We start from the raw sequence: 15,609 nt of genomic DNA, 5'->3' as shown, positions 1-15,609 counted from the left end.
GGGCCTCCTTCGGCCGTGGGATTCACCGGGTCCGCACGTCCTCCACAGCATAGGGGCGATAACGTGGGGAGGTGCACGTACTCAGCGTCAGTTCTCTCAAGGGCGGCGTCGGCAAGACGACCGTGACCCTCGGCCTCGCGTCCGCGGCCTTCGCGAGAGGTCTTCGCACGCTCGTGGTCGACCTCGACCCGCAGTCTGACGTCTCCACGGGCATGGACATCCAGCCCGCCGGCAAGCTCAACATCGCCGATGTGCTGACGTCGCCGAAGGAGAAGATCGTCCGTCAGGCGATCACGCAGAGCGGCTGGGCCAAGGCGCACCCCGGGACCATCGACGTGCTCATCGGCAGCCCCTCGGCGATCAACTTCGACGGGCCGCACCCGAGCGTGAAGGACGTGTGGAAGCTCGAGGAGGCGCTGGCGCTCATCGAGAGCGAGTACGACCTCGTGCTCGTCGACTGCGCCCCGTCGCTGAACGCCCTCACGCGCACCGCCTGGGCCGCCAGCGACCGCGTCGCGGTCGTGACCGAGCCCGGCCTGTTCTCCGTCGCCGCCGCCGACCGCGCGCTGCGGGCGATCGAGGAGATCCGCCGCGGCCTCTCGCCGCGCCTGCAGCCCCTCGGCATCGTCGTCAATCGTGTGCGCCCGCAGTCGATCGAGCACCAGTTCCGCATCAAGGAGCTGCGCGACATGTTCGGCCCGCTCGTGCTGGAGCCGCAGCTGCCCGAGCGCACGTCGCTGCAGCAGGCGCAGGGCGCCGCCAAGCCGCTGCACGTGTGGCCGGGCGAGTCCGCTCAGGAGCTGGCCGCCGACTTCGACGTGCTCCTGGACCGCATCATGCGCTCGGGCCGGATCCCCGACCCCCGCGAGCAGGCCTGAGGCTCAGCGCTCTCGACTCCGGCCGCTGCGCGGCCTCCGCTCGAGCCGTCTCCACTCGCTTCGCTCGGTCGACGAGCCCGGGTGGTCATCGCTCGTGACGAGCAACAAGCACCACGGCTCGTCGACCGGAGCGCGAAGCGCGGAGCGGAGACGGCTCGAGCGAGCGCAGCGAGTCGAGACCTCGCGGCACAGCCGCGGAGCTGAAGCGACCACCACATCCGAAGCGGGGCCTGAGGCCTTGCGCTCTCGACTGCGGCCGCTGCGCGGCCTCCGCTCGAGCCGTCTCCGCTCGCTTCGCTCGGTCGACGACCCCGCGTGGTCACGCTCGTGACGAGCAACAAGCACCACGGCTCGTCGACCGGAGCGCGAAGCGCGGAGCGGAGACGGGTCGAGCGAGCGCAGCCAGTCGAGACCTCGCGGCACAGCCGCGGAGCTGAGGCGCAGGCCTCGCGGCGCGGGCGAGAGGTCAGGCGGTCTTGCGGGCGCGACGGGCGGCGAGCTCGTCGGTCGGGTCGGGCGAGGCGGCCTCGAAGTCGACGAGCTCGGACTCGACCTCGCGCAGCACCTTGCCCACGGCGATGCCGAACACGCCCTGCCCGCGGCTGACGAGGTCGATCACCTCGTCGTTCGACGTGCACAGGTACACCGACGCGCCGTCGCTCATGAGCGTGGTGCCGGCCAGGTCCTGGATGCCCGAGGCGCGCAGCTGCTCCACAGCGGTGCGGATCTGCTGCAGCGAGATGCCGGTGTCGAGCAGGCGCTTGACGAGCTTGAGCACGAGGATGTCGCGGAAGCCGTAGAGGCGCTGCGAGCCGGATCCGGTGGCGCTGCGGACGGTCGGCACCACGAGCTCGGTGCGGGCCCAGTAGTCCAGCTGGCGGTACGTGATGCCCGCCGCGCGCGCCGCGACGGCGCCGCGGTAGCCCGTCTGCGGGTCGAGCTCGGGGAGACCGTCGGTGAAGAGGAGCTCGACGGCGAAGCCCGGCTCACCGGTCGGAGTGCCTGCGTCCATGTGTCCCCCTGTCGTCCCTCTGACCTGTCCAACGTACGCCCCACCCCGTGCCCCGGCAACGACATCCGCCCCTCGGGCGGGGGCGTGTCGCCCTGCTGTTACCGGAACGAGACGATCAGTCCGTCAGCCGGCCGAGCGCGTCCTTCACGAAGATCGCCCGCACCTCGTCGAGGCGGGCGGCGAGCTCCGGCGCCAGCTCGTTCGCCTTCGCGCGCGACGAGGCGTCGGTGCGGCGGCGGACGGTGGCCAGCGCGGTCTCGACGAGCGCGACCTGGCGCTCGGCGGCCTGGCGCAGCCCGCGCACGTGCCGCGGCTCGATGCCGTGACGGTCGAGGGCCACGAGCGCGCGCATGAGGGCGACGGCCTGCTCGTCGTACGTCTCGGCCGCCTTCAGTACCCCGGTGCTCACGGCGTCGTTGAACAGCTGCGGCGCCGCGCCGGCGGCGGCCAGCAGGTCGGCGCGACTGTAGCGGCGCTCGGCCGGGTGGATCGACGGGGGCGCCACGGGCGTCTGCACCTCGCGGCCGGCGTCGACATCGGCGAGGTGCTCGCGGATGACGCTCAGCGGCAGGTAGTGATCGCGCTGCAGCGTGAGCGCGAACCGCAGGCGCTCGAGGTCGCTCGGCGAGAACTTGCGGTACCCCGACGCCGTGCGCTGGGGCGAGACGATGCCCTGCATCTCGAGGAAGCGGAGCTTGCTCGAGGTCAGCTGCGGGAACTCCGGGGTGAGCTTCGCCAGCACCTGACCGATGCTGAGCAACGCGCCCGCACCGGGCTCACGCCGCGGCAGAGGAGCAGCGGCAGCCGCCATCAGGCCCCCGCCGCCGGCAGGTCGAGGGGCGAGCTGAAGAAGTTCACGCGGAACTTGCCGATCCGCACCTCGTCGCCGTTGCGCAGCACGCCGCGGTCGACGCGGGAGCCGTCGACGTAGGTGCCGTTGAGCGAGCGCTGGTCGACGATCTCGAAGCCCGCCTCGGTGCGGAGGATCTCGCAGTGGCGGCGCGAGACCGTCACGTCGTCGAAGAAGATGTCGGCCTCGGGGTGGCGACCCACGGTCGTCACGTCGCCGTCGAGCAGATAGCGCGCCCCGGCGGTCGGGCCCGAGCGGACGAGCAACAGCGCCGAGCCGGCCGGCAGGGCCTGGATCGCCTCGAGCTCGGTGGCCGACAGCTCGCCGTGGAACGGCACGAAGGACAGGTCGGAGTCGTGCCCGAACGACTGCGTGGAGTCGCCCTGACCGTCGTGGCCCCCGTCACGCCGCAGCGATGCAGCCGATGTGGGCTGGAATTCCGAATCCGTCACGCTTGTTCCCCTCCTTTTGTCCAGCGTATCCGATCGGCCGCGCGCTTCGCGGCCCCGATCGCATGCCGGGCGGGTGATTGTCGAGTCACGAACCCACTGTCGGCCGCCTCGCCGCCAGCGTTCGCCCAGCGCCGCGCCCTACGGTCGAGGGCGTGACCGCTCTGACCCGAAGCCTGCGACGCCTGCCCGCCCTCGCGGCGGCGGCCGGCGCCCTGCTGCTGCTCTCGCTCGCCGCCGCCTCCCCCGCCGCCGCGCACGACACCCTGGTGTCGAGCGATCCGGCCGCCGATTCGACCGTCGAGACGCTCCCGACCGAGCTGACGCTCGCCTTCAGCGCCGAGCTGATCGACGCCGGCGACAACGGCACGGTCGTCGAGGTGCTCTCGCCGTCCCAGACCGACGTCACCGCCGGCCCCGCCGCGGTCGACGGCGCGATCGTCACGGTGCCCCTGGGAGAGGCCGCCGAGGCCGGCGCCTACACCGTCAACTGGCGCGTCGTCTCGAGCGACGGTCACCCGACCGACGGCACGTTCGCGTTCACCGTGACCACCCCGACCGCGCCGTCCGCGATGCCCGAGCCCACCCGCACGCCGGACGCGAGCGCGCCGTCGCACGAGCCGGCCGCCACCTCGACGCCGGTCGCCACCGACGACCCGGCCGACGGCACCCCGGCCGACGGCGACAGCTTCGCGCGCAACCTGCCCTGGATCATCGGCGGCATCGTGCTCGCCGCCGGCCTGGGGGCGCTCGTGGCGGTGCTCATCGCCCGCGCCCGCCGCGGCGGACCCGACGACGACGCCACGCGCACCCCTCCCGCCGGGCGATAGGCTTTCGGTATGGCTCACTACGACCTCGTCATCCTCGGCGCAGGCCCCGGCGGTTACGTCGCCGCGGTGCGCGGTGCACAGCTCGGACTCTCGGTCGCGATCATCGAAGAGAAGTACTGGGGCGGTGTCTGCCTCAACGTCGGCTGCATCCCCTCGAAGTCGCTTCTGAAGAACGCCGAGGTCGCGCACACCTTCACCCACAAGGCCGACTTCTTCGGCATCTCGGGTGAGGTCTCGTTCGACTTCGGCGCCGCGTTCGACCGCAGCCGCAAGGTGGCCGAGACGCACGTCAAGGGCATCCACTTCCTCATGAAGAAGAACAAGGTCACCGAGTACGAGGGCCGCGGCACCTTCACGGGCCCGAAGGCCATCTCGGTCGCCAAGGCCGACGGCACCACCGAGGAGATCACGTACGACAACGTGATCATCGCCACCGGCTCGAAGGTGCGCCTGCTGCCGGGTGTACAGCTGAGCGACAACGTCGTCACCTACGAGGAGCAGATCCTCTCGCGCGAGCTCCCCGAGTCGATCGTCATCGTCGGCGCCGGCGCCATCGGCATGGAGTTCGCCTACGTGCTGTCGAACTACGGCGTGAAGGTCACCATCATCGAGTTCCTCGACCGCGCCCTCCCCAACGAGGACGCCGAGGTCTCGAAGGAGATCCAGAAGCAGTACAAGAAGTACGGCATCGACATCCTCACCTCGACCGCGGTCAAGACCGTCGAGGACAACGGATCGTCGGTCCGCGTCACGTACGAGAGCCGCGACGGCCAGCCGGGCGAGATCACGGCCGGCAAGGTCCTCATGTCGGTCGGCTTCGCCCCGAACGTCGAGGGCTTCGGCCTCGAGAAGACGGGCGTCAAGCTCACGGATCGCGGCGCGATCGAGATCGACGACTACATGCGCACGAACGTCGACGGCATCTACGCCATCGGCGACGTGACCGCCAAGCTGCAGCTGGCCCACGTGGCCGAGGCGCAGGCCGTGGTCGCCGCCGAGACGATCGCCAAGGCCGAGACCCAGACGCTGGGCGACTACCGCATGATGCCGCGCGCCACGTTCTGCTCGCCGCAGGTGGCCAGCTTCGGCCTCACCGAGGAGCAGGCCCGTGCGGAGGGCCGCGAGATCAAGGTCGCGAAGTTCCCCTTCAGCGCGAACGGAAAGGCCAACGGCCTGGGCGAGCCGATCGGCTTCGTCAAGCTGATCGCCGACGCCGAGCACCTCGAGCTCATCGGCGGCCACATGGTCGGCCCCGACGTCTCGGAGCTGCTGCCGGAGCTCACCCTGGCCCAGAAGTGGGACCTCACCGCCGTCGAGGCGGCGCGCAACGTGCACACGCACCCGACGCTGTCGGAGACGCTGCAGGAGGGCTTCCACGGCCTGCAGGGGCACTTCATCAACATGTGAGTCGGTGCCCGTCGATGCCGCGCGGCGGCGTTGACGCGCCGACCGACAGACGAGCCCCTTCCGCGTTCCGCGGGAGGGGCTCGTCGCATGTGCGGGAAGATGGCGGGATGAGCATGACCGATCCCCTCGTCGTCGCGATCGATCTGGGCGGCAGCGGCACGCGACTCGTCGCCGAGGGCGCCGCGGACGGCCGCCCCGTCGCGAGCGTGAGCGGCCCGCCGCGCGCCGCGAGCACGGGCGTCTCGGACGATGCGGTGGCCGACGGGCTGACGCACCTGGCCACGCGGCTCGTCGAGCAGCTCGATCAGCGCCGGCCCGAGATCGTGGGGGTCGTGGCGGGCGTCGCGGGGCTCTCCAGCCTCGTGAAGGATCCCGTCTGGGTCCGCGACCGCCTCGCCTCGGCCTTCGCGGCGCGCGACGCCCTGCTGGCGAGCGACATGGTCACGGCCCATGTGGGCGCCCTCGGCTACGCACCGGGGGCGGTGCTGGCGGCCGGCACGGGCGCCGTCGCGCTCGGCACGGACCTGGACCGCGTATGGCGGCGCGTCGACGGCTGGGGGCACCTGCTGGGTGACCTCGGCTCGGGCGCATGGATCGGCATGGAGGGCCTGCGGGCCGCGGCGCGGGGCCTGGACGGCCGCGCCGCCCCCTCGGCGCTCTCCCGCGCGGCGGAGGCGCGGTTCGGCCCCGTGGCGACGTGGCCGGGCCAGGTGTACCCGCGGACGGACCGCCCGCGGGTGCTCGGCGAGTTCGCGCCCGACGTCGCGGCCGCCGCGGAGGAGGGCGATGAGACCGCGCGCGACATCCTGCGGCGCGCCGCCGCGCACCTCGCCGACACGCTGACGGGCGCGATCGGCGACGGCGTGCCACCGCGGATCGCGCTCACGGGCGGCCTGTTCGGCATGCCGCCCGCGCTGCTGCGCGATCCGGTCCTCGCCGCGCTGCGCGCGCGCCATCCGGGGCTCGAGGTGGCGGAGCGCCCCGGCAGGCCGCTGGACGGCGCCGTGCTCCTGGCCCGGCGTCTGGCGGCCGGGCGGCCGGTGCCGCGCGTGGCGCCGTTCGCCTGCTGAGCGGGCTCAGCGCCCGAGCGCGCGGGCGAGCTTCGACGCCGACGAGGCCGCGCGCGCACCGGCGGCGAAGGCCGCATCGGTCACGCCCGCGAAGAACGCCTCGCGGGCGTCCGCGTCGGCCGGGGCCGCGGGCCCCAGCTCGATCTCCCACTCGTGCCACTCGCGCTCGTCGCCGCCGCGCAGGTCCCACGTGCGCACGTGGTCGTCCACGAACTCGGCCAGCACCGCGCCGTCGGCATCGAGCAGCTCATAGGCGGTGCGGTCGTTCACGATCCGGGCCAGCGGCGCCAGCGCGTCGCCCGTGTACGGAGCGAGCTCGGCACGGACCGCCTCGGGCACCTCGTCGCCCTCGCCCAGGGGCCAGCCCAGCTCGAGGCGCGCGCCGTCGATGAGCGGACCCTTGATGTGCCACCCGGCATCGGGCCCGCCGGTGCGCCGGCGCACGGCCACCCCGGCGCGCGCGAGCGCGAGGTCGGCGGTGTCGAGGTAGAGCGCGTCGAGGTGGCGCTCCTGCCCCGCGGTCACCCGCGCGACGCCCGGCACATCGGTCCAGGCGGGCACGGGGGTACCGGCGTCGACATCGAACTTGCGCTCGACCTCGACGAAGCGCGTCGGCTCGGTCATGCCCGCATCACCGATCTGCGGCCTTGGGCTCGTCGTCGTCGGTCGAGTTGATGTCGCCGACCTCGCCATCGAAGTGGAAGTCGAACGAGGTGGGTCCGTCGTCGTCGCCGGTGTTCTCGGCCGCGCCCTCGCGACGGTAGACGAGCTGACCCTCCGCATAGGGCATGATCAGCTGGTCGAGGTCGGGGGAATCCAGGGGCAGGACCTGTCCGTCGAGGGGTCCGCCGTGCAGTCTCGCGATAGCCATGCCGCGAGCCTACCCCCGCCGTCGTGGCGCCGTCAGGGCGCCGCGCTGCCCTCGGCCGCGAGCTTCTCGCGCTCTGCCGCCTCCTGCTCGCGCGCCTCCCGCAGCGTGGCGGTGGCGATCTCGACGTCGCGCTCGGCGCGGCGCACCTTGCGCTGCGCGAACGTCGCGGCACCGTACTTCTCGCCGACGCGGTCCTGCTCCTCGTCGGCGGTCGTGATCACGTGCGCGCAGCCGATGAGGATCACCTGCGCCGACAGGTTCAGCCACAGCAGCAGGGCCACGAGCGACGAGAAGGTCGCCAGCAGCGGGTTGGATGTCGCCCCGCCCACGAACAGGCCCGACAGCTGCTGCAGCACGACGAGGCCGACGGCGCCGATGAGGGCGCCGCTCCACAGCGCCCGGGCCGAGACCTTCCGGCCCGACAGCAGCGCGAACAGCAGCGCGATGAGGACGGCGTCGAGCACGAACGTGACCGCGATCGTCACGAGTCGCGTGGTCAGCGTGGCGAGCAGCCCGGAGCCGAGGCCGAGCCAGCCGAGCACGGCCGAGGCGAACGCGGAGCCGAGGAAGGTGACGGCGGCCGAGACCACGAACATCGCGCCCATCGCCGCGGCGAAGATGAGGTCGCGCACGATGAGCACGAAGAACGAGGCCGTGTCGTGCGCGGTCCCCGCCATCATCCGGATCGCCGTGCGCGTGGTCTGGATCGCCCCGATGGCGGCCCAGATGAGCCCGAGCACCGCGATGACTCCCGCGATGGTGATCGATCCCGGTGCGTTCTGCAGCTGCCGGACGTCGATGACGCTGCCCGCGCCGCCGACCAGGCCCGGGATGACGTTGTTCATGGCCGACACGAGCGCGTCCCACAGCTCGGGGCGCCCCTGCAGCCAGATCGCGGCGGCGGAGAAGCCCAGCAGCACGGCGGCGAACAGCGAGAACAGGGCGCGGAAGGTGATGCTGCCGGCCAGGACGCCGCCGTTGCTCTCGGAGAAGAGCAGGAAGGATCGCACGACCCGCAGCCTCAGCGCCCACGCCAGCACGCGCCGCACCCACTCCCCGACCGCTCGCATGCCCATACCCTAGGACACCGCCGGCGCCGGCGATCACCCCTTGCGGCGACGCCCGTTCGTGTCTAGAGGGGCTCAGACGAGGATCGGACCGAGGCATGCGCCGATCAGCATGAAGGGCCCGAACGCGATGTGCGTCCGCGCCGTCGCTCGCCGCGCGGCGATGAGCGCCAGGGCGCTCGCGCCGCCCACGACGAACGCGGCCGCCCCGCCGAGGGCGAGCTCGGGCCAGCCGTGCCAGCCCAGGAACAGGCCCACCAGCAGGGCCAGCTTGACGTCTCCCCCGCCCATGCCGCGCCCGCGCCCGATCGCCCACAGGGCGGCGTAGAACGCGCCCAGCGCGAGGGCGCCCGCCGCCGCACGCCCGACCGCCGCGGTGTCACCGGCCGCGATGGAGGCGAGGGTGAGCAGGGCGCCGACGACGGCCGTCGCGGGCAGTACCACGGCGTTCGGCAGGCGATGCTCGGCGAGGTCGCTGCGGATCAGCACCAGCGAGGCGACGCCGAACGCAAGGTATGCCGCCGCGACCAGCGCCTGCATCCGCCCTCCCCGCATCCGGTGATCCGATGCGCCGAGCGTAGGGCCCGGCCAGGGGTGGCATATATGCCTGTGGGCTGCGCGGGAGTCACTCGCCCATGCGGTTGCGCGTGCGCATCGCCCGCTCGGCCTCGCGGCGGTCCTGGCGCTCGCGCAGGGTCTGCCGCTTGTCGTACTGCGTCTTGCCCTTCGCGACCGCGATCTCGACCTTGGCGCGGCCGTCGACGAAGTACAGCTTCATCGGCACGAGCGTGTAGCCGCCCTCGGCGGCCTTGCGCGCGAGCTTGGCGATCTCGTCCTTGTGCAGCAGCAGCTTGCGGATCCGCTTGGCCGCGTGGTTCGTCCACGTGCCGTTGGAGTACTGCGGGATGCTCACCTGGTCGAGGAACGCCTCGCCGCGATCGATGTAGGCGTAGCCGTCGGTGAGGTTCGCGTGGCCCTCGCGCAGCGACTTGACCTCGGTCCCCTGGAGCACCAGTCCGGCCTCGTAGGTCTTCTCGATCGTGTACTCGTGGCGGGCACGCCGATTGAGTGCGACGACCTTCTCGCCCTTCTCCTTCGCCATCCTGATCACCTCCCGGGGTCTCGGCAGAACAGCCTTTCACCTTACCCCGTGGCGGGCCGATCCGACGAACGCGTCAGGCGTGCAGCCAGCGGCGGATGGCGAAGCCGGCCGAGACGGCGGCGAGGATCACCCCGATCGCGATGATGACGGGCACCACGATGAACGCGTCGCCCATGCCCACCCACGGCACCGTGGCCATGTTCGTGGCGAGGTAGCCGTTCACGCCGAAGTGCACCATCGCGATCACCGCGCCGCTGGCGAGTAGTGCGCCGAGGAAGGCCGCCACGACGCCCTCGAGCACGAACGGCGTCTGGATGAAGCGGTTCGACGCGCCCACGAGCCGCATGATGCCGACCTCGCGGCGCCGCGCGTAGGCGGACAGGCGGATGGTGGTGCCGATGAGCAGCACGGCCGAGATGAGCATGAGCGCGGCGATGCCGACCGCGATGTAGGTGGCGATCGTCAGCGCGGCGAACAGCGGCTCGAGGTGCTCGATCTGGTTGCTGACGAGCTCGACGCCGGCCACGCCCGAGAACGCCTCGGCGATCACGTCGGCCTGGCGGGGATCCTCGGGGTTCACGAGCGTCACGCGGAACATGCCGTTGGTCTGCTCCTCGGTGAGCAGGTCCGCCTGATCGGGGAAGTTCTCGACGAACGAGGCGTACTCCTCGGCGGGCGAGCTGTAGGTGAAGCGCTGGATGACCGGCGAGAGCGTGTCGGAGGTCAGCTCCGCCTCGACCGCCGCGACCTGCTCCTCGGTCGCCACACCGCCCGTGCACGTGTCGGAGACCGGCAGCGACGAGCACATGTAGATCTCGATCTGCGCGCGGTCCTGGAAGTACTCGCGCATCGTGCCGATCTGCGACTGCATGAGGATCGCGGCGCCGACGAACGTGAGCGACACGAACGTGACGAGCACGACCGACACCACCATCGACGCGTTGCGGCGCAGGCCGGTGAGGACCTCGCCCATGATGAGCCCGAGCCTCATGCCGTCGGCCCCACTTCCTCGTCGTCGTCATCGCGCCGCAGGCCCAGGCGCTCGGCGAAGCTGAGCTCCTCCACGTGCTCCGCCTGCTCCGAGACCGGCCGCGGGCGGGCGCGGCGAACGTCGGGCGGCAGCGGATCGTCGGTGTCCGACTCGGGCTCGCTCACGGGGGCCGCGGGCGGCGCGAACCGGCTGGCGGCCGGGCGCTCCTCGGGCTCCGGGCGCGGCGCGGGCTCCGGCCGCGGCGACGCGGGCTCGGGGCGCGAGGCCGCAGCCGGCGGCACCGGCGGCGCGACGGGCGGCACCGGGGGCGCCACAGGCGGCGCGTCGCGCTGCGCCGGCTCGCTCGCGGGCCGAGCCGGCTCGTTCGCGGGCCGCGCGGGCTCGGGGCGCGGGGCCGCAGCCGGCGGCACCGGCGGCGCGACGGGCGGCACAGGGGGCGCGACGGGCGGCACGTCGCGCTGCGCCGGCTCGCTCGCGGGCTGAGCCGGCTCGTTCGCCGGCCGCGCGGGCTCGGGTGCGGCGGGCCGCGCAGGCTCCGTCGCGGGCGGGATCGCGGCGTCGCGGGCGGAAGCGGGCGGCGCGGCAGGCGCGGCCGTCTCGGGACGCGGCGCGACATCGGCGCGGCCGGTGGCGTCGAGGCGGCCCTGCACCTCGCGCTGCACCTCGAGCACGGCCGTGAGGGCGGCGACGGCGGCCGCGCCCTTCTCGATCTCGGGCTCGAGGCGCTGGATCACCGACGTGTCGCCGTAGCCGCCGTGGCGTTCGTCGCGCACGAGGCGGCCGCCCGAGAGCTCGATCACGCGACGCTGCATGCGGTCGACGAAGGCGGCCTCGTGCGTGGCCATGACGATCGTCGTGCCCGACGCGTTGATCGACGCGAGCAGCTCCATGATGTCGGTCGAGGTGCCGGGGTCGAGGTTTCCCGTGGGCTCGTCGGCGAGCAGCAGCTGCGGCCGGTTCACGAGCGCGCGGGCGATCGCGACGCGCTGCTGCTCACCGCCCGACAGCTCGTGCGGCATGCGCTTCTCCATGCCCTGCAGGCCCACGCGTCCGAGCGCCTCCGGCACGGCCTGCTTGATCATGGCGCGCGACGCGCCGATCACCTGCAGCGTGAACGCGACGTTCTGGAAGACGTTCTTCGACGGCAGCAGCCGGAAGTCCTGGAACACCGAGCCGATGTGGCGGCGGAAGTACGGGGTGCGCCGGTTGGAGAGGCTCTTGGTGTCGCGCCCGAGCACGACGATCTGCCCCGACGACGGCACCCCCTCGCGGAGGATCAGCCGCAGACACGACGACTTTCCCGATCCGGAGGCGCCGACGAGGAAGACGAACTCCCCGCGTTGGACCTCGAACGAGACGTCGTCGAGTGCGGGAGACGCCGTTCCCTTATAGCGCTTGGTGACGTGCTCGAACCGGATCATGGCCTACCCAGGGTAAGCACGCCCCCGCGGCAGGCCTCCAGCGACACCCCCGGCGCGCCGACTGCCCGGGGATGAATCTCAGCGGTCGTCCATCGACTCGAGCTCCATGCCCTTGGTCTCGCGCACCCGGCGCCAGACGAAGAAGAACGACAGCGCCGAGAACGCCGCATAGAGCCCGTAGGCGAGGGTGAGCGAGATGCCGCTGAGCCACGGGAAGGTCGTCGAGATCGCGAAGTTCGCCACCCACTGCGCCGCGGCCGCCACGGCCAGGGCGCTGGCGCGGATGCGGTTGGGGAACATCTCGCCCAGCAGCACCCACACGACCGGGCCCCACGTGGTGCCGAAGCCGACCACGAAGAGGTTCGCCGCGATGAGGGCGATGATCGACCACGCACCCTCGAGCGCCACCGATCCGTCGGCGGCCGTGGTGGCGAACGAGAACGCCAGCGCCATCACGCCCAGCGAGATCGTCATGAGCACCGAGCCCGCCAGCAGCAGCGCCTTGCGGCCGACCCGGTCCACGAGCAGGATCGCGACGATCGTCACGACGATGTTCGTCACCGACGTGATCACGCTCGTCAGCAGCGCGCTGTTCTCGTCGAAGCCGACCGAGCGCCACAGCGTCGTGGAGTAGTAGAAGATGACGTTGATCCCGACGAACTGCTGGAACACGCTCAGCAGCACGCCCACCCACACGATGGGCTTGAGGCCCAGCGCCGGGCCGAGGAGGTCGGCCATCGACTCGCGCTTCTCGAGATTGAGCGAGTCCTTGATCTGCTGGATCTTGAGGTTCACGTCGGGCTCGCCGCTGAAGTCGAGCAGCACCTGCGACGCCTTGTCGTAGTCGCCCTTGCGCACGAGGTAGCGGGGCGATTCGGGCAGCCGCAGCGACATCACGCCGTAGACCACCGCGGGGACGGCCTCGGCGATGAACATCCACCGCCACGTCTCGATGCCGAGCCAGAACGTCTCGGCCGCCCCGCCCGAGGTGGCGGCCAGCAGCGCGTTGGTCAGCAGCGCGGCGAAGATGCCGAGCACGATCGCGAGCTGCTGCAGCGAGCCGAGGCGACCGCGGATGCGCGCGGGCGAGACCTCCGCGATGTACGCGGGGGCGATCACCGAGGCGGCGCCGACGCCGATGCCGCCGACGGCGCGCCAGATCATGAGGTCCCACACGCTGAACGCGAGGCCCGAGAGGATCGACGACACGAAGAACAGCACCGCGGCCAGCAGCATGACGGGCACGCGGCCCCAGCGGTTGGCGATGGAGCCGGCGAACCAGGCACCCAGCGCGGCGCCGAGCAGCGCGATCGAGACCGAGAAGCCCTTCAGGCCCGCGCCGAGGTCGAAGTCGGCAGCGAGCGCGTCGACCGCGCCGTTGATCACCGAGGTGTCGTACCCGAAGAGGAAGCCGCCGAGCGCGGCGGCGATCGCGATCCCGATCACCCGCCCCGAGATCCGGCTCAGGCCTGCGTCCGTCATGTCGCCCCCTTCCGGGCGCCCCTCGTGGGCCCCCTGTCGACCCTAACGGCGGCCGCGCACGGCGCGATAGCCCGCCGCGCGCCGGGCGCGGATCAGACCCCGGGCGTGATCCGCTCGTCGTCGGCGTCGCCCGTGGCGACGGGCCGCGAGGGGTCGTTCGACCACTGGCTCCACGATCCCGGGTACAGTGCGGCCTCGTGCCCGGCGATCGCGAGAGCCGCGACCGCGTGCGAGGCGAACACGCCGCTGCCGCAGTAGGCGGCGATCCGCGCATCGTGCGCCGCGGCGGGCTCGAAGCGCGCCCGCAGCGTCTCGGGCGCGTGGAAGAAGCCGCGCTCATCGACGTTGCCGGTCGAGGGCAGGTTCAGCGCGCCCGGGATGTGGCCGGCGACCGGATCGATCGGCTCGGTCTCGCCGCGGTACCGCTCGGGGGCCCGCGCGTCGATCAGCGCCCCCTCGAAGCCGGCCACGTCGTCGATGCCGAGCACCGGCAGCGCGCCGAAGCGGATCTCGACGTCGCCCGGTTCGGGCGTCTCCTCCCCCGCCGCGGTGGCGTGCCCGGCCGCGATCCATGCCGGCAGCGCGCCGTCGAGGATCCGCACGTCGGCGAGCCCGCCGTGGCGCAGCAGCCACCACGCGCGGGCGGCGGCGTAGTTGCCGCCTCCGTCGTAGACGACGACCGGCCGATCCGCGCGGACGCCCCATCGGCGGGCGGCCTCCTGCAGCGCCGCCTCGGTCGGCAGCGGGTGGCGGCCCTCCGCCGCCGACGGCGGGCCCGACAGCTCGGCATCGAGGTCGACGTAGACGGCGCCCGGAATGTGCGCCTCGGCGTAGCGCTCCCGGCCGTCGGTGCGGCCCAGCACCCACCGGACATCGAGCACGGCCGGCGGGACGGGCCCCGCCAGCGCGGCGGCCAGCTCGTCGACGGTGATGAGGATCGAAGAGGTCACGCGGCGAGCCTACGCCGGGCCGACCCGGCACCGCGCGATGGCTGCGGCAGGATGGGCGCATGAGGCCGACACGGGGACGGATCATCACGGTCGAGTCGCTCGCGGAGCTCGACCGGCGCCTCGACGCCGGCGCGCGCCGCCTGCACGGCTGGCGGCTCGTCGGCCTGGACCTGCGCGGGCACTCCGATCGGCTGCGGCGCTGCGACACCTCGCGCACGACCTTCGCCGGGTGCGCGTTCGCCGGCGACGACGCCGAGCACCACGCCCTGCGCGGAGCGCTCATCCTGCCGTCGGTGCGCGAGACGCCGATCGACCCGCACCGCGACGCGCTCTACACCGCGGAGGAGCTGTACGACACCACGCCGTACGCCCGCACGCTCGATGCCCGCGCCTACGCCTGGCAGCACGAGCGCACCTCCCCCGACGCCGCGCTGGCGCGGGCGCTGCACGACGAGGGCATCGACGCCGCGCTGGACCGCTGGGCGCGCGGCCGGCGGCTCGTGGGCGTGATGGGCGGGCACGCGCTGCGCCGCGGCGAGCCGGACTACGCCGACGCGGCGCGGCTCGGGCGCCTGCTGGGCGGCACCGCGACGGTCGCCACCGGCGGCGGGCCCGGCGCCATGGAGGCCGTCAACCTCGGTGCGCGCCTGGCGGATCGCCCCGAGGCGGACCTGGCCGAGGCGATCGCGATGCTCGCCCCGGCCCCGTCGTATCACCCCTCGGCCGACGCCTGGGTCGACACGGCGCGCGCCGTGCGCGAGCGCTTCCCCGGCGCCGTCGAGTCGCTCGGCGTGCCCACGTGGCACTACGGCCACGAGCCGCCCAACCTGTTCGCCACGGCGATCGCGAAGTACTTCCGCAACGCACTGCGCGAGGCGATCCTGCTCGAGCTGTGCGGCGCGGGCATCGTGTTCCTCCCCGGCGCGGGCGGGACGGTGCAGGAGATCTTCCAGGACGCCTGCGAGAACTACTACGCCACCGAGGACCGGATCGCCCCGATGGTCCTGGTCGGGCGGCGGCACTGGACCGAGACGCTGCCGGCCTGGCCGCTGCTGCGCGCGCTCGCCCAGGGGCGGCCGATGGAGGCACACATCCACCTCGTCGACACGGTGGACGAGGCGGCCGCGATCGTCGCTCTCCCCGGGGATACCCGGTGAGGGTACCCGCCGATGTGTCGATCTGTGTCACACCTGTGAGCTAGATTCGGCGCCACTGTGCCGGCGATCACG

General features: G+C 72.8%; 16 protein-coding genes and 1 pseudogene. 5 read left to right on the top strand and 12 right to left on the bottom strand.

The genetic code is table 11. The annotated features are described in order from the left end of the window. The first annotated feature begins 71 nt into the window (after positions 1-71). Positions 72-878, top strand: a complete 807-nt coding sequence (locus E3O41_RS05150) for a ParA family protein (protein WP_067027955.1) — start codon at positions 72-74, stop codon at positions 876-878. A gap of 466 nt (positions 879-1,344) precedes the next feature. Here the strand turns inward: E3O41_RS05150 and E3O41_RS05145 are convergent, their stop codons facing one another. The 3 genes from E3O41_RS05145 to E3O41_RS05135 form a co-directional block, all read right to left on the bottom strand. After that, positions 1,345-1,890 (bottom strand): MerR family transcriptional regulator, encoded by a 546-nt coding sequence (locus E3O41_RS05145; protein ID WP_067027957.1) that lies wholly within the window; start codon positions 1,888-1,890, stop codon positions 1,345-1,347. A gap of 115 nt (positions 1,891-2,005) precedes the next feature. Then, positions 2,006-2,701: a transcriptional regulator FtsR gene (gene ftsR / locus E3O41_RS05140; protein ID WP_067027958.1), complete on the bottom strand. Its 696-nt coding sequence runs from the start codon at positions 2,699-2,701 to the stop codon at positions 2,006-2,008. Then, positions 2,701-3,153 carry an FHA domain-containing protein gene (locus tag E3O41_RS05135; RefSeq protein WP_067028136.1) on the bottom strand — a complete coding sequence of 151 codons (453 nt, stop codon included), beginning with the start codon at positions 3,151-3,153 and terminating at the stop codon, positions 2,701-2,703. The genes ftsR and E3O41_RS05135 overlap by 1 nt, the downstream gene beginning before the upstream one ends. A gap of 191 nt (positions 3,154-3,344) precedes the next feature. Between E3O41_RS05135 and E3O41_RS05130 the strand changes: the two genes are divergently transcribed. The 3 genes from E3O41_RS05130 to E3O41_RS05120 all read left to right on the top strand — a co-directional run bounded on the left by E3O41_RS05130 (position 3,345) and on the right by E3O41_RS05120 (position 6,496). Continuing rightward, a complete protein-coding gene (locus E3O41_RS05130) occupies positions 3,345-4,019 on the top strand; it encodes a copper resistance CopC family protein (protein ID WP_158231535.1) in 675 nt (224 codons plus the stop codon). Between the two features lie 9 nt (positions 4,020-4,028). Further along, a complete protein-coding gene (gene lpdA, locus E3O41_RS05125; protein WP_067027961.1) occupies positions 4,029-5,426 on the top strand; it encodes a dihydrolipoyl dehydrogenase in 1,398 nt (465 codons plus the stop codon). A gap of 107 nt (positions 5,427-5,533) precedes the next feature. Next, complete coding sequence (locus tag E3O41_RS05120; protein WP_067027963.1) at positions 5,534-6,496, top strand: N-acetylglucosamine kinase; 963 nt, start codon at positions 5,534-5,536, stop codon at positions 6,494-6,496. Between the two features lie 6 nt (positions 6,497-6,502). Here the strand turns inward: E3O41_RS05120 and E3O41_RS05115 are convergent, their stop codons facing one another. The 9 genes and pseudogenes from E3O41_RS05115 to E3O41_RS05075 all read right to left on the bottom strand — a co-directional run bounded on the left by E3O41_RS05115 (position 6,503) and on the right by E3O41_RS05075 (position 14,380). Next, the gene (locus E3O41_RS05115; protein ID WP_067027965.1) at positions 6,503-7,120 is read right to left on the bottom strand and encodes a CYTH domain-containing protein; all 618 of its coding nucleotides are present in this window, start codon (positions 7,118-7,120) and stop codon (positions 6,503-6,505) included. A gap of 7 nt (positions 7,121-7,127) precedes the next feature. Next, complete coding sequence (locus E3O41_RS05110; RefSeq protein ID WP_067027967.1) at positions 7,128-7,367, bottom strand: response regulator; 240 nt, start codon at positions 7,365-7,367, stop codon at positions 7,128-7,130. 32 nt (positions 7,368-7,399) lie between these two features. Then, on the bottom strand, positions 7,400-8,437 hold the full coding sequence (locus tag E3O41_RS05105; protein WP_067027969.1) for a YihY/virulence factor BrkB family protein: 1,038 nt from the start codon (positions 8,435-8,437) through the stop codon (positions 7,400-7,402). A gap of 72 nt (positions 8,438-8,509) precedes the next feature. After that, entirely contained in the window at positions 8,510-8,974 is a 465-nt protein-coding gene (locus E3O41_RS05100) for a prepilin peptidase (RefSeq protein WP_244927271.1), read from the bottom strand. Between the two features lie 85 nt (positions 8,975-9,059). Continuing rightward, the gene (gene smpB, locus E3O41_RS05095; protein WP_067027973.1) at positions 9,060-9,536 is read right to left on the bottom strand and encodes an SsrA-binding protein SmpB; all 477 of its coding nucleotides are present in this window, start codon (positions 9,534-9,536) and stop codon (positions 9,060-9,062) included. Positions 9,537-9,609: 73 nt separating this feature from the next. Continuing rightward, positions 9,610-10,527, bottom strand: a complete 918-nt coding sequence (gene ftsX, locus E3O41_RS05090) for a permease-like cell division protein FtsX (protein WP_135012124.1) — start codon at positions 10,525-10,527, stop codon at positions 9,610-9,612. A 407-nt stretch (positions 10,528-10,934) separates the two neighbouring features. Beyond that, positions 10,935-11,948 (bottom strand): annotated as a pseudogene (ftsE, locus tag E3O41_RS14510) (cell division ATP-binding protein FtsE); the annotation flags it as partial. A gap of 78 nt (positions 11,949-12,026) precedes the next feature. After that, positions 12,027-13,430 (bottom strand): sugar porter family MFS transporter, encoded by a 1,404-nt coding sequence (locus tag E3O41_RS05080; protein WP_067027979.1) that lies wholly within the window; start codon positions 13,428-13,430, stop codon positions 12,027-12,029. A gap of 92 nt (positions 13,431-13,522) precedes the next feature. Then, positions 13,523-14,380, bottom strand: coding sequence for a sulfurtransferase (locus tag E3O41_RS05075; protein ID WP_205631768.1), 858 nt, complete (start codon positions 14,378-14,380; stop codon positions 13,523-13,525). Positions 14,381-14,439: 59 nt separating this feature from the next. Here E3O41_RS05075 and E3O41_RS05070 point away from each other — a divergent pair, with 59 nt between their 5' ends. Continuing rightward, complete coding sequence (locus E3O41_RS05070; RefSeq protein WP_067027986.1) at positions 14,440-15,537, top strand: LOG family protein; 1,098 nt, start codon at positions 14,440-14,442, stop codon at positions 15,535-15,537. Positions 15,538-15,609 lie beyond the last annotated feature (72 nt).

Source organism: Microbacterium sediminis (assembly GCF_004564075.1).
Classification (GTDB): Bacteria; Actinomycetota; Actinomycetes; order Actinomycetales; family Microbacteriaceae; genus Microbacterium; species Microbacterium sediminis.
The sequence above is the reverse complement of the archived record's forward strand: the minus strand, read 5'-3'. Positions and strand labels throughout refer to the sequence as shown.

Excerpts from the sequence above, each read along its gene's own strand:
- E3O41_RS05145 (WP_067027957.1), bottom strand. The coding sequence starts at position 1,890 with ATGGACGCAGGCACTCCGACCGGTGAGCCGGGCTTCGCCGTCGAGCTC.
- ftsR (WP_067027958.1), bottom strand. The coding sequence starts at position 2,701 with ATGGCGGCTGCCGCTGCTCCTCTGCCGCGGCGTGAGCCCGGTGCGGGC.
- lpdA (WP_067027961.1), top strand. The coding sequence starts at position 4,029 with ATGGCTCACTACGACCTCGTCATCCTCGGCGCAGGCCCCGGCGGTTAC.
- E3O41_RS05120 (WP_067027963.1), top strand. The coding sequence starts at position 5,534 with ATGAGCATGACCGATCCCCTCGTCGTCGCGATCGATCTGGGCGGCAGC.
- E3O41_RS05115 (WP_067027965.1), bottom strand. The coding sequence starts at position 7,120 with ATGACCGAGCCGACGCGCTTCGTCGAGGTCGAGCGCAAGTTCGATGTC.
- E3O41_RS05110 (WP_067027967.1), bottom strand. The coding sequence starts at position 7,367 with ATGGCTATCGCGAGACTGCACGGCGGACCCCTCGACGGACAGGTCCTG.
- E3O41_RS05105 (WP_067027969.1), bottom strand. The coding sequence starts at position 8,437 with ATGCGAGCGGTCGGGGAGTGGGTGCGGCGCGTGCTGGCGTGGGCGCTG.
- E3O41_RS05100 (WP_244927271.1), bottom strand. The coding sequence starts at position 8,974 with ATGCAGGCGCTGGTCGCGGCGGCATACCTTGCGTTCGGCGTCGCCTCG.
- smpB (WP_067027973.1), bottom strand. The coding sequence starts at position 9,536 with ATGGCGAAGGAGAAGGGCGAGAAGGTCGTCGCACTCAATCGGCGTGCC.
- ftsX (WP_135012124.1), bottom strand. The coding sequence starts at position 10,527 with ATGAGGCTCGGGCTCATCATGGGCGAGGTCCTCACCGGCCTGCGCCGC.
- E3O41_RS05080 (WP_067027979.1), bottom strand. The coding sequence starts at position 13,430 with ATGACGGACGCAGGCCTGAGCCGGATCTCGGGGCGGGTGATCGGGATC.
- E3O41_RS05070 (WP_067027986.1), top strand. The coding sequence starts at position 14,440 with ATGAGGCCGACACGGGGACGGATCATCACGGTCGAGTCGCTCGCGGAG.